The organism is Bradyrhizobium ingae (genome assembly GCF_055791185.1).
Genome location: NZ_JBVUBB010000014.1, coordinates 133243 through 147194 on the forward strand (window position 1 = coordinate 133243; position 13952 = coordinate 147194).

General features: G+C 60.8%; 5 protein-coding genes. 3 read left to right on the top strand and 2 right to left on the bottom strand.

Annotated features, from left to right (window positions below; genetic code table 11):
• Window positions 1-626 precede the first annotated feature (626 nt).
• Window positions 627-1127, top strand: a complete 501-nt coding sequence (locus ACV1FX_RS21350) for a hypothetical protein (RefSeq protein ID WP_473119521.1) — start codon at window positions 627-629, stop codon at window positions 1125-1127.
• On the top strand, window positions 1121-9187 hold the full coding sequence (locus ACV1FX_RS21355; protein WP_473119522.1) for a shikimate kinase: 8067 nt from the start codon (window positions 1121-1123) through the stop codon (window positions 9185-9187). Before ACV1FX_RS21350 ends, ACV1FX_RS21355 begins: the two co-directional genes overlap by 7 nt.
• Here ACV1FX_RS21355 and ACV1FX_RS21360 read toward each other — a convergent pair.
• A complete protein-coding gene (locus ACV1FX_RS21360) occupies window positions 9100-9540 on the bottom strand; it encodes an IS4/Tn5 family transposase DNA-binding protein (RefSeq protein WP_473119550.1) in 441 nt (146 codons plus the stop codon). The two genes, ACV1FX_RS21355 and ACV1FX_RS21360, sit on opposite strands and share 88 nt — an antisense overlap.
• Before the next feature lie 1125 nt (window positions 9541-10665).
• On the opposite strand from ACV1FX_RS21360, the gene ACV1FX_RS21365 reads away from it, so the two are divergent.
• Complete coding sequence (locus ACV1FX_RS21365) at window positions 10666-11058, top strand: hypothetical protein (protein WP_473119523.1); 393 nt, start codon at window positions 10666-10668, stop codon at window positions 11056-11058.
• A 317-nt stretch (window positions 11059-11375) separates the two neighbouring features.
• Here ACV1FX_RS21365 and ACV1FX_RS21370 read toward each other — a convergent pair whose 3' ends face one another.
• Window positions 11376-13829, bottom strand: coding sequence for an NEL-type E3 ubiquitin ligase domain-containing protein (locus tag ACV1FX_RS21370; RefSeq protein WP_473119524.1), 2454 nt, complete (start codon window positions 13827-13829; stop codon window positions 11376-11378).
• Window positions 13830-13952: the final 123 nt, after the last annotated feature.

Sequence of the window (13952 nt, forward strand, 5' to 3'; positions counted from 1 at the left end):
CCTCGATTCGCGACGCGGCCGGAGGCACGCGAAGCGCTGTCGATAGGTGCCGGTAGGATATTCGCGGGCGGATGACGGATTGAACGGCCGGCCAGTCTCAGCCGCGAGCTCACCGAGAGCCTTTGACACCCGGCGAAGAAGCGTGCCGACGAAGTTCTTCGAGAACACCAATCTACGCGCTTGGCACTCGGCCAGCTCTTGCTCGATGAGCTACTTGGCCCGCCGTTCCTACTCGCATCAACGTCGCGAAGGGGAAAAGCCAAGATCAGCGCGCCACACCTGTCTCGAGCTTGCCTTCGCAATTCCCGGACGAGTGGCTTAGTTGGGCGAATGCAACACCACTCCGGATTGCCGACAGTGCGCAGGTCAGGTTCACGTCAGGTGAAGTGGATATCTTCGATGCCATACTTCGAACAATTGTGCAGAAATGGTTTGCGCTTTCCGGGTGGGGCGAGTCACGTCTCGTCGGCGTAGCGTAAAAAGCTCCTTTCTGATCGTCTGTTGAAACAAAATCGTTGAGGCTGTCGCGGCGGGACCGCGTGTGCGCCAAACGCTCTGATCGGCTAATTCTCGCTTGCGAGGAGGGCGGATTTTGACTCGAGTTGACCGACTTGGGAATGCACCCAGTGAACCAGAAGCGTCAGATGTTGGCGGCGAAGGCGATGGCCCGACGTTCAGTTCTGTCGTGCAAGGCTTGCGCTCCGAAAATCGAAATTTGGGAGCGCCATCCGCTCAAAGGCCGCCTTCGGCTGGCAATGTCCGACTTAGCAATGTCCGACGCGGCGTATTGGCCGATCGCACCGTTGATGCGCGTGACGAGCAGCTGCGTGACGACCAGCCAAGTTCTCGCTATTTGCCGTATCGCGTCGCGCCAGATTGGCGAGAAGGTCCGTCGCGTTCCGGCGCCGAGAGCCGAAGTGCCGATCAGTCCAGAAATTCACAACAAATTGCCTCCTCCTCGCGCAGGCAATCCGTATCCGGCTTGGAACGCGAACCAAAAAGGCGGCGCACGGATGACGTCGCCAGGCAGAGCACGCAAAGTGCAATCTCAGAACAACAATCTAATGCAGCTCTACGCGCGATTTATTACGCCCGTGACATCGTTGGATTCTCATGTGCCGTGGTAAACCATGACAAACAGCTGCAAAAGGCTGGTGGCGAGATTTATGCGACATTCATACGAAAGGCCGCCGCCAACTTCAGAAGTCAATTTGTCCCTCGCTTCGAGGACGATATCCGGCGGGGCAAATCGTGGGGCTACGCGACGGTATGCAACGTGGTGAGCCGCGAGGTCGGAGGTCAGGAAGGCGTCGAGGCTTGCAAGGCGATGGCGGCTCGCGTGTCGAAGCGTCATGGTGCGTTGTTATGCGAAGTCGAGCCAAAAGCTCTTTCGCTTTTGGCTGCATCATTTGGTCGGTATCCGCAATCGAGGACATGCCGCAATGGAACGATCAGAATCGCCGAATTTTGTCGTGACGAGGATGGGGCACTTGGGCTGCTGAATAGTCAAAGTCTGTCGTTGCTGGTGAACGGTTTCAGCAAGTGGGCGCAACGGGCGGAAACTCGTGAGGGCACGGAAGCCGTCGCCCGTGAGGTCCGTCGTCGCGCCGACAGTCGTTTTCGGCTCTCGGATTTTGGTCAGCAGAACTTAGCGAACCTCGTAAACGGCTTCAGCAAGTGGCCGCATGTAGCCGATTGTCGCGATGCTATGGCCGCGCTCGCCAGTGAGACCCTTCGCCGCGCTTCCAGTGACTTCGGCCTCTCTGCCTTTAATCACCAGGACTTGGCGAATCTGGTGAACGGTTTCGGCAAATGCCCGGAAGAGGAGGTCTTTTGCCAAGCGGCAGTCAGGATCGCGGACGAGGTCCTCCGTCGCGACCGCCATGCCCGGCTCTCTGAATTCACTCACCAGGAACTGCCCAACCTGGTGTACGGTTTCAGCAAATGGCCAGAGGAGAGGGCTTCTCGCCAAGCTGCAGGCGCGATAGCCGGTGAGGTTCTCCGTCGTGACCACCGCGCCCGGCTCTCTGAATTCAGTCAGCAGGATCTGGCGAACCTGGTGAACGGCTTCACCAAGTGGCCGCAAGAGGCGTCGTCTCGCCAGGCCACCGGAGCGATTGCCGGTGAAGTTGCTCGCCGCGCCGCCCGCGGGTGTGGGCTCTCTGATTTTAATCACCAGGACGTGGCGAACTTGGTGAACGGCTTCAGCAAATGGCCGGAAGAGGCGGTCTGTCGCCAAGCCACAGCCAACATCGCCACAGAACTCTGTCGCCGCGCCCGCGAGCAAGGGCTCTCTCATTTTAGTCCGCAGGAGCTGGCGAACCTAGTGAATGGGTTCAGCAAATGCCCGGACGATGAGGACTGTCACCAGGCCACGGTGGCGATCGCCAGTGAGGTTATTGGCCGCCGCGCCCAACTGTCTGAGTTTACTTACCAGAATCTAACGAACCTGGTGAATGGCTTCAGTAAGTGGCCGGACGGGGCGGACTGTCGCCACGCCGCACTGGCAATCGCCAACGAGATCGGTCGCCGCGATGACCAGCTCTCTCATCTTACTCAGCAGGCGCTCGCGTCATTGGTGAACGGGTTCAGCAAGTGGCCCGAAGAGGTGGCGTCTCGCCGCGCGAGTGTCGCGATCGCCGGTGAGGTCGCTCGCCGCGCTGTTGGCGGCGAGTTAGGGCTCTCTGACTTTCACCGCCAGGGCCTGGCGAATTTGGCGAACGGTTTTAGCAAATGGCCGCAAGAGACGCTCTGTCGCCAAGCCACAGCCAACATCGCCACAGAACTCTCTCGCCGCGCCCACGAGGAAGGGCTCTCTCATTTTACTTCGCAGGAACTGGCGAACCTGGTGAACGGGTTCAGCAAATGCCCGGACGATGCGGACTATCACAGAGCGACAGTCGCGATTGCCAACGAGATTATTCGCCGCCGCGCCCAACTCTCTGATTTTACTCACCAGAATCTTGCGAACCTGGTGAATGGTTTCAGCAAGTGGCCGGACGGGACGGACTGTCGCAACGCCGCGCTCGCAATCGCCAGTGAGGTCTTTCGCCGCGACGACCAGTTGTCTCATCTTACTCGACAGACGCTGGCGACATTGGTGAACGGGTTCAGCAAGTGGCCGGAAGAGGCGCCAGCGCGCCGAGCAGCAGGCGCGATGGCCAGCGAGGTGCTCCGTTGTGACCGCCGTGCCCGGCTCTCTGAATTCCGTCAGCAGGACCTAGCAAACCTGGTAAACGGCTTCACTAAGTGGCCGGAAAACGAGTGGTCTCGCCAAGCCACCGGAGCGATTGCCGGTGAGGTCCGTCGTCGCGCCGCGCGCGGCGAGTTCGAGCTCTCTGATTTTAATCACCAGGACTTGGTGAACCTGGTGAACGGTTTCTGCAAGTGGCCGGAAGGGGCAAGAAATCAGCGAGCCGCGGACGCGATCGCGCATGAGGTCCTTCGCCGCGGCGCCCAGCTCCGTGATTTTACTCACCAGCACCTGACTAATCTGGTGAATGGCTTCAGCAAGTGGCCGAACGCAGCGGGTTGTCGCGAGGCGACAGTCGCAATCGCTGAGGCGATTCGCGGGCGCCAGCTCTCCGAATTTGCTCCTCACGACCTGGCGAACTTGGTTAACGGTTTCAGCAAGTGGCCAGAAGCGGCGGCGTCTCAGCAAGCCATAGCTGCAATCGCACATGAGGTTCTTCGCCGCGGCGCCCGGCTCTTCGAGTTTGATCACCAGCACCTGGCTAATTTGGTGAACGGTTTCAGCAAGTGGCGGGAAGAACCGGATTGTCGTGACGCCACGGTTGCAATCGCAGGGGAGGTCCGTCGCCGCCAGCTCTCTGACTTTGCTCCGCAGGGCCTAGCGAACTTGGTGAACGGTTTTAGCAAGTGGCCAGAAGCGGCGGCGTCTGAGCAAGCCACAGTAGCGGTCGCCAGCGAGGTCCGTCGCCGCAGGGCCCAGCTCTCTGATTTTAACAACCAGCACTTGTCTAATCTGGTGAACGGTTTCAGCAAATGGCCGGAAGCACCGGACTGTCGGGACGCCGCGGTCGCAATCGCATGGCAGGTTCTTGGGCGCGCCGCCTCGCTCTCTGATTTTACTTCGCAGGAGCTGGCGAACCTGGTGAACGGTTTCAGCAAGTGGCCAGATCAGGCGGGGTCTCAGCACGCCACAGCCGCGATCGCGCATGAGGTGCTTCGCCGCGCCGAACTCTCTGATTTTACGCGCCAGGAGCTGGTTAATCTGGTGAACGGGTTCAGCAAGTGGCCGGAAGAGCCGGCCCCTCGCGACGCCACGTTCGCGATTGCGAGCGAGGTGCTTCGCCGCGACGAACTCTCTGATTTTGCTCCGCAGTGGCTAGCGAACCTGGTGAACGGTTTCAGCAAATGGCCGGAATCGCCGGCATCACGCGACGCCACGCTTGCGCTCGCGGGCGAGGTTCTTCGTCGCGCCGAACTCTCTGATTTTGCCCCACAGGGGCTGGCGAGTCTGGTGAACGGCTTCAGCAAGTGGCCGGACGAGGAGGACTGCGGCAAAGCCGCGGCCGCGATCGCCGGGGAAGCCCGTCGGCGCCAGCCCTCTGATTTCGCTCCACAGGTAGTGGCGACCTTGGTGAACGGCTTCGCCAAATGGCCGGAAGAGGCGGCGTGCCGGCAGTCCACGATGGACATCGCGCGCGGCCTAGGCACTCGAGAATGGCGATTCGGCGTGTTCACCACGCCTCAGCTGAGTATGCTCGCCAATGCTCTGTCGCGAACGATCATGAGGGCAGAGGACAGTGGGGAGATTACGGAGGCTGCTCTCCCGAAGGATCGGTTGCACAAGCTCGCCCACTACCTGTACTATGATCATGATCGTCTGGGGCAGGCAGACGCTCTGCACATCACAACCATTTTCAAGGGGCTAGGTAAGGCTCGGCTGGTTGATGATCTCGGTTTGCTCGCGCCGACAGGCTTGAATCGGCTGTCGGAATTGCATCAAGCCCCTGATTTTTCGGCCCGGAACGATCTGGAAACCATGGGCAATCTCTGTGCTGCTCTGCTGCCGCTGGCGCGTAGCCCACAGAGGCCGCTACGCTGGCACCGCAGGCAGGCCCTCAACCTGCTCAACGACGTCCAACCTGTGGTCGAGCACAAGATCGAGGCGCATCTGAACGCAAACGATGCCGAGCGGATCCGTGGGCCGCTTGCAAGCCGCTGTCCCGCTTTATCGATCTATCAGACGCTCAAGGCTCGTGCCGTCCTGGAGAGATTGTTCAGGTCACCGTATGTTGAGGGCAAGAGGCCCGAGTTACGGATCAGGCAGGAAGAGCTGCACGATGGGACCAGAGAGATCTTGGCCGGGGCGCGCGACCTGATTCAAGGCGATCTTTCCAGCATGAGCTGGAATCTGATTGCGCAGATCGAGGCGGACAGTCCCGTAGATGCGCTGGACTTATTCATGGAGCAGGATGCGGCGGCGATCCAGGCGCAACATCCTGCGTCGGTCTTCGACGTGCATCAGGTCTTGCGATCCATGGACCACGCGCCAAGAACTCCGCAGGGTGACGCGGGACTGATGCAGCTGCCTGTAGTGGACATGCAGGGGCGGCCGCTGGCCAAGGAGCCGGAGATGCGGTATTCGATTTTTCATCGCCTGACCTCGGGAGTCCTGCCGGTGGTCGCGGTGCAACTGCCAGCAACACCGAGCGCGTTCATGCTGGCGCGTACGGTGAACGTCAACGGAGTTCCATACCGCATGGACCTGTTCGGCGGCAGCAAGTTGAAGCCGCCGCGTCAGACTGTGTCTCAGGTGGCAGCCCGTGCTCCAGGTGAGTCAGCAAGACCTGCCGGGGGAAAGCTTCTGGCGATTCCCTATGCCGAAACCGCACCGGGCACCGCCTTCGAGCAGCTGTCTCGCGCCTGGGCCCCTTTCAAGGAGGCCTATTATTATACTCAGCGCAGGGGTTTTGCGGCGCCTCCCGCGATCAAGGATCTATCTCCGCATGACTACGCGCTTGAAGGCGCGTTCAAATTGGCATTGCTGCCCGACCGCCCTACCAACGAGGAGCATCCCTTCAAGCTGAGGGGGCTGGACGGCCCTATCGCGTTGCGACCGCATGATGGGTGCGGCTTCATCAGGGCCTCGCTAGCCAACCTTATGCCAGCTGTGCGTCGCACCGGCCAACAGGAAGGTCCTGACCGGGTGCTCGCATATGGTGAGGCAAGGAATTCGGTCCTGCCGGTCTCGGCGCTGCAACATTATCCCCGTAGCGAGCAAGTGGCGGATGAGGTGCGCGAGAAGGCCAGGAACTGGCTTGAGAGCCGGAAAGATCACAAGCTGACGTCTGAGGAGCTGTTTCGCACCGTGACCGCCGGACATATCAATGGTCTGGGCGCAATCGCCGTCCCGTCCGCTGACGGTCATCTTCATGTGCCGACGCTCAAGAGCGAGACGTTGAGCGGTGGCGGCGTGCTGATTGGGCGATCACCTTATGACAAGCCTAACCTGCGCCCGCTCGCCCCCGACCAGGTCAGGTCGCCTGCTGATGGGGATCCGACCGCAGCGTTCCTCGATCAGTGCGTGACCATCCAATACAGTTTTAATGTTGCCCAGAAGTCGGGGAAGGAGTTGGCAGCCAACGATCCGACGTTCTTCGCAAAAGGGCTTCTGATCGTGGTGCCGGATGAGATGTGGCCGACCGACTTCGCCGACCGGGGGCTGGTGATGTCTGCCGAGGACGTCAAGTGCCATTCGGACTGGACCAAGAGCAAAGACCGCGCAAAAGTGGACACGGCGATCGACTGTGTCGGCATCCTCCAGGCGACTGAATTGTTTGCCTCAGGCTCGGTGGTTGCCGTGCCGCCCGGTGAACAGAAGATGCTTGATGGCGACTTCGACGGGGATAGCCTTCTCATCATCGGCGATCGGCCGCAGCTTTACGAGCATGTCGGGCAATTCGATCAAGAGGAGCAAGCTCGCGGATTGGGTTCGCTCAAGCCGCCAAAGTCGCATACCCCAGCGATTGAGGACGGTCATTACAAGTTCGGTCGCGCCAGCCAGATCCTCGCCGCCACGCGGAATGTTCTTGAAATATACACCGGCCTGCAGCGAGGCTTTCTGGCTCAATCCAACGAGGCCCGACAGTGGTTTGCCGAGCGTGCCATCTTCGGCACCTATGAAGGCGTTCACAAAGAGCTCAAGCGAGGAATCGGAGTCCTCTTGGAACAGGAGCAAGTCAGTGTTCAGGACGTCCAGGACAAGCTCGAGAAGGCGCGGCACGAGATCGAGCTGGCAGACCATCCGGTCGCGCGCGAAATGGCCGAGTTGCTCGTCACCGAGCTCGAGGCATGGACCGCCAGGCTGGATGAGCAAGCCCTGCCCGGACAACTCGTGCCCGAAACAGCGGCCAGCGTGAGTGAGACACAGCTCGCCTTGAGCCAACCGCTCTGCGAGCTGTTCCCGGAGCTGGCGGAGATCTATCCGGCAACGGCTCAGCCACGCGACCGCATCCAGCTTATCGTCGATCGTTACCCCGTGCGCATCGACCCGCGGCCGGATGGTTACAATCCGCACGATCTCGTCCAAAGTGCAAGCAATCTACTGAGCCTCGGTATCAAGGTCGGGACTGACGCCTATAAATCCGACACTGGCGCCCACACCTTTATGATCAAGAGCGGGTATCTTCAGCGTCTGCTGCAACAGACACCGGGGTTGAAATCAGTGCCTTATGCCAAGAGCGTCGCGGCTGCCCTCAACCAGGGTGAGTTCGATGTTGATGCCACCTTGGACGATCTCAAGGACAATCCAACGCTGGCGGCTTCAGTCATGCAAGTCTCGATCAAGCTTGCAGCCGAGCAAGGCATTCTGCCTGAACCCTCGCGCCGAGAGCTTGCTGCCGATGATTCCGCCACGACGATCACGTTGACGCGTGAGCAGGCCGCACAGCGCGCCCAAATGGAGGCTTCCCGCGCTCAGGCCGAAGAGAACGGCATTACCGCTATGGTGGGCTCGGTCGCCGAAGTCCTCAGACGGGCTAACATAGAGGTGAAGATGCCCCATCTCGCTGAGCGTTTGAGATCAGAAAGCTCGATGACAGACCAACTCGCCGGCATGCAGGTCCCGTCTGAGGCCAGTGCTCAGCTGATCAGCAACGCTGTACGCCACGTCCTCGAGCTCCCTGATCGGGATTTTACGCGTGCCGTCAAGAAGGCCATTCTAGCCTTCGACGAGAGCGGCTGTGCTGAGGTCAGTACGACCAATTGGTTCAAGGCCAGATCACCGACCTTCGTCGGCATCAAGACTGTGCTCGCCACGAGCGGCGGCTACCGCTTCGAGGTGGAGTTCCACACGGCAGACAGTTACACCGCCAAGATCATCAATCACGACACTTACAAGGAGCTGCAGAAGCTGCAGGAGGGGCAGCGAACGAGCCAAGAGCCCTTGGACCAGTCAATGGCCGAGCCACTCTTGGAGCGCGTACGACAGGCCTGCAACAAGGTTGTCATTCCCGAAGGAGCCACATCAATCCCGCATTGGGAAGCCGACGCGGGTGGCACAGCCGGTACCAGCCTCGTTCGCCGGTTGCAAAAGTCGCCGCCGAGCCGTACGGCACACTCCGCGATCGCAACAGAGATCGTTGGCGCCCTGGGCGCGCGGCCGATCGTGCTCGTCGGCATGCCGGGTGCTGGCAAATCCACTATCGGCCCACATCTTGCGCGACGACTGGGGTTGCCTTTCATCGATTCCGACAAGAAAATCGAGACGATGGCTCGCATGTCGATAGCGGACATTTTTGCAACCAAAGGGGAGCGGCATTTCAGGGACCTCGAGGCGAGGTTGATCGCGCAGTTTCTCGAGCGAGGGCCGGTGGTGCTCGCCACCGGTGGCGGCGCGTTCATGCGCGAGGAGACGCAGCGCTGCGTCGCCGAGAAGGGGGTGTCGATCTGGCTCAATACGGACGCAGGCGAAATCAAGAGACGCCTTAGCCGTGACACCGCCCGGCCGCTGTTGCAGACCGAGGACCGAGCGGACAAGATCACGCAACTGATCCGCGAGCGCGCGCCGTTCTATCAACTTGCCGATCTCACGATCGTCCCGGGCCAAAAGCGTGACAACAAGAACGCGGATCAATGCGTGGCCGCGCTGCATGCACATCTTTGCGGCGAGCGGGGCGCGGACCGGACACCGGCCAATGTCATGGGAGCGCCATCTTGACCTCGCCGCTCACAGGGTTGGATGATGCCGATATCCGCCTCGTTGACCCGCTCGTTGGACAAGAAGCGATAGGCGGCCTTGGCGTTGGCCCAATCCTGACAAACCAGCGGGATGCTCTGACCCATGTCGCTCCCGATTTGTGCGAGCAGTTCGCCGAACCGGCGGCCAAGCCGCCCATCCTTAAGCTCGCATCCCACAACTTCCCGATCAACCCACGTCTCGATACCGGTCCTCGATCGCGGAGCACGCGCCTTCGCGCGCTGCTGTTCGGACGAAGGAGCAGAGGTCGAATGACGACGATTTCGCAGACACGAATCACCTGCTCCCTCTTCCGCACACCGATGGATCTGCAGCGCGCACGATGTATCTGCCGAGCCGCGTTACCTTCATGGGTGCTCCGCTCCCGCCGGCATGGGATACGCTGCAGCCGTGGGTGTGCTCATGACCGAGATGCATTTTGAGAACCTTGCGCGGCATACGAGGCGCGGTCTGGAAGGCGCGATGCAGACGGACGGCGTACTCTCGACCGCGCATTGCGTTACCTCGGCTAGATGTGCGCTCAGGACGCAGATTGAAAACCTGCCTGGCTCCCTCCCGCCTGATGATTTCGAAGTGGCTTGGGCGAGGAGTTCGATTCCCTTTCGTGCTGCTGGCGGGCACCAATTCCTGTGTCCCTGACGAGTGGCGTGTCAATCCGCATTGGAACGAATCCTTACGGGATCCCAAAGCTCCATGCCCGACGAGCTACAGGAGCTGCTCGCAGAGCGTGCCAAACTTAGGCAACCTGGCGTTCAAGATCGCGGTCTATATCGTTCCGCATCAAACGCGAATGCTGAATCGGGCACACGCGAGCTCAATGCTCTGACTGATGGGCAAGAAAAAAGGGCCGCTTGATTGACAAGCGGCCCAAGTCTAGGGAGGAAACGCCCAAGGAGGGCAGCGGCAGCGCGAGACGCTACCGCACTGCAATAATACGCGACCGCACTGCACACGCAAGTGCTTTTCGCCAAGTCTTTTTCACCAAGTCTTTTTCGCCAAGATTTTTTTTCGCCAAGTCTGTGCGAGGCACCATCCACGCCGGTCGCCTCCGTCACCTGTGCTCGATGACTAACGCCATGTCGAAAAACCGATCCGTTTAGCGTCTCGCCGGCAAGTGTTTTGCAACTCTGAGCTCGCGTCCGAGCCGTTGAAATCCGAGCGACCCAGAGAGGGCGTTCCTACCGGCACGCTTGTGATGGGGCCATGTGGTGCTCACTGTCGAGGACGTCGAAGCATTGCTGGCATCGCGACTTGCTGGGCGTCAAGGTGCGGGACGTCGGCTTGAGGTCGTATGGACTGTACCTGTCCCACGTCAATGTTCGCATATCATAGCTTTGCAATAGCCGGCTCGGGAAAGAAGGCCCTTCATCATTTCATGGTCGAGGGCGACAGCCTTGACGACGTCGGCTAAGGCTGCAGATTCGCCAGATCGAGCAACGATGCATGACAACACAATAAGGCGCCAGCGCGATCCTCGCGCGAATGACGCCGCAACGATGATTGATCTGGGGCTGTGCAGTCCTGGCTATCGGTTTTGGGCGCTTGCGATTATTGATCGCTATGTTGACGTTCGTGTGAGCGCCGTCGCGAGCGTTTGGATCGTGTTCGCGGCACTCGCAGTCCAGCATATTACATTCACGAACTGGTTTCTCGGGCTCGGCTGGCCGGGCAACGCGGGCACAGATGTCGCGTTCCTGACTTCGGTGATGTCGGCGTTCGCGTTGGTGGGCTTCGCAGCGAGTGGATTTATCGCGGCGAGATTCGGCTACGGGGTCACGCTGATATTGCCGGGCCTCGGCCTTGCTCGCTGCGGCATTGCTCCGCCAATCTGACACTGCGGTGCCTGGCGAGGGACTGTTGCTCGGGCGCACGCAGTAGAGCGGATTTGCGACCAGAAGCGTTTTGGATTCCCCGATCAGGCCGGTTCTGATCCAAGCTTCCTGCCGGCGAAGGAAGCCCGCAGGCATGGCCGACATCACGTCTCCGCCGACCATGGCAGGTTCGATGCGGGTCCACTCCATTTGCGCAGGGCGGAGATCCGCGGTCATGACAAGGGGGCCGCACATGGCGGCCACGACATCCTGAGAGCCTTCATGGCGGTCCAATCGGCAAAACAGCATGGACAGCCCCTTGCAACTGGACGGCTGCTTCACAGCTCAAGCCCGTGGTCCGCGAGCACCTGACGCGTCAGCGCGCCCTTGATCTCGCGGGCGATCTCGTCACGGATCTGCGCTCCGAACTGCCGCTCGGCATCTCTGTTGCCGATCAGGTCATGATCGGCAAGCCGTTGCTGGAGGCGGCTGTCGAACTCCTCGCCCATTGCCTCGACGAGCCGATCCTGCATCTGTGCATGGGCTTCGGGGGCGATCCGGCTCACCACCGTCTCCCAGGGCTGCCACCGGGTTGCCAGATAGTCGGCGAACCCCGTCGCCTCCTCCTCGCGCACCCGCGTCTCGGCCGTGCTGAGATCGTAGTCGGTAACCCATGAGACGCCGAAGAAGCGCATGTCCGGCGCGATGTGCTGTAGCTCCAGCTTCTCGCGCAGCTTGACCTGATAGGCGAGATAGACCTCGATCTCGTCGACAAAGCGGAGCGAGTTGACCTTCTCCCGGGCGATTCCCTCGAGCGCGCCCAGGCGGAACAGAATGCGGCCTTGTTCGACGAGATCACCGAGCCGATGGTCATAGGCGCCGCCCTCGACGTCAGCGCTCAGACGTGCGCTCTGCATGCCGTTCCAGGTCAAAGTGATGCGATCCTCGCAGCTCTCGCTCGCCCCGAAGGCCAGCTGAAAGTAGTGCTGGCGTAATTGCGGCCTCATCGCCGCCTGCTGCAGATCTTCGATCACGGCCTGCCGGAACCGGGGATTGCCAGAATTCACGGTGTCCCGCAGCCTGTCGAGAAAGCGCGCGTATTCGGGAGCACCCGCCTCCTCGGCGAAGTTCTGCCAGGCGGCCAATGACTCCGGCGCCTCGTCGAGCCAGTCCGCCACCACTTCGGGCAGCGGCCGCGCCTGAGTTTCCGCGATTGCCTCGTCCATCGAAAAGAAGACCCGAGGACCGACATAACCTGGCGCATTCAGGGCTGCTGCCAGATTCGTCCGCACCCGCTCGGATAGCGGATTATTCTCCAGATAAGCCATACACCCAGAACCCAGCTGCGTTAGCAGGGACTCCGGCAGGCTGGCCAGCCGGTTGTCGCGCGCCTCGAGCACCTGGAGCTCGGCCGGGAGGGTCTCGGGCAGACTGGTCAGCCGGTTGCCGCTGGCATGAAGCCTCTGGAGCTCAGGCGGGAGGGTCTCGGGCAGGCTAGTCAGCTGGTTGTCGCGGACGAAAAGCAATTGGAGCTCAGAGGGGAGGCTCTCGGGCAGGTTGGTCAGCCGGTTGCCGTCGGCTTCGAGCTCTTGAAGTTCGACCGGGAGGGTATCAGGCAGGCTCATCAGCCGGTTGCCGCCGACGGCAAGTAACTGAAGTCCAGCCGGGAGGGTCTCAGGCAGGCTGGTCAGCCGATTGCCGCGGACATCGAGGTCCTGGAGCTCCGCCGGCAGGATTTCTGGTAGGCTGGTCAGGTGGTTGCTGCCGACGGCGAGTGTCTGAAGGCCCTCCGGAAGTGTTACGGGCAGACTGGTCAGCTGGTTGCCAGCGATGGCGAGTGACTGAAGGGCCGCCGGCAGGATGTCAGGCAGACTGATCAGACGATTGTTGCCGACCTCGAGCGTGCGGAGTTCGGTCGGAAGGGTGTCGGGCAGGTGCATCAACTCGTTGTCGCTGACGTTGAGCATCCGCAGATCGGAAGGGAAGGCGGCGGGCAAGGTCGTCAGGCGCAGGTATGACAGCTCCAACCGTGCATAGACGTCGCCAGCCTCTCCCCATGCTTGGATTCGTCTGACCGCTTCTTGCCGGTCCTCGTCTTCTGTCTGCCCCTCCTCGCCAGCCCAACTGTTCAGGATATCGTCAAGTTGCGATTGCCGGAGGATGGGGTTTTCAACGTTCTTCGGTTCGCCGGTTGCGCCGGCGGGAGAAGCCCGCCCGACGCTCAAGGCTTCGACCCGCTGCGCCGCTGCCGGGGTGAGCCAGTGTCCTTCTTCTGAAGTATTGCCATCGCCCGACCGAGGCTGTCGGTCGAGGCTCGGTGCCTCGAGATGATGGTCCCAAGGAGCTGTGGGGGTCGTTGGCCACTCATCATCGGCCTCCGCCCACGAATACTCCTCCTGATCGACACTATGCATCGGCCAGTGGACAGCTGAATCCATGCCGTGCCAATCGTCCGTCAGACTGAAACTGCTGGCTGGCAACTGGCCGCCGCGATGGGCGGCCGCAAAAATCACATGCTGATTGCCCCCCTGTTCAGAGGAGGCGGGCGGATTCGAGGGCAACCGTGAGGTGCCTTCCCCGACGTGGTCTAGCCAGTCCGCATCTCGGTTCGACACAACATAAGGATGCTCGCCGCGACGATTTGGATTGCGGGGCGGGCGCTCGCGCAGGTGCAACTCGTTCAGGTGCTGCTGAAACCCCGTTTGGTCCACTCGAGACTGTTGCAGCTCGTCGTGGTGCGTCCCGGCGAAATCCGGGGCCTCGAACGGGTTGACATTGTTGAGCGGATCCATCCCATTCTCCTTGGCAGATCCGAACAGTTAACGCGGGACCCAGATCGACACCTTCTCGCTAAGAGGCTTAGCTTTCGAGAAGCTGACGAGGAATCAGAATGATAGCTACTGTCCTTTGGGGTC

Coding starts and splice junctions, on each gene's coding strand:
- ACV1FX_RS21365 (WP_473119523.1), top strand. CDS start 10,666: ATGCATGACAACACAATAAGGCGCCAGCGCGATCCTCGCGCGAATGAC.
- ACV1FX_RS21370 (WP_473119524.1), bottom strand. CDS start 13,829: ATGGATCCGCTCAACAATGTCAACCCGTTCGAGGCCCCGGATTTCGCC.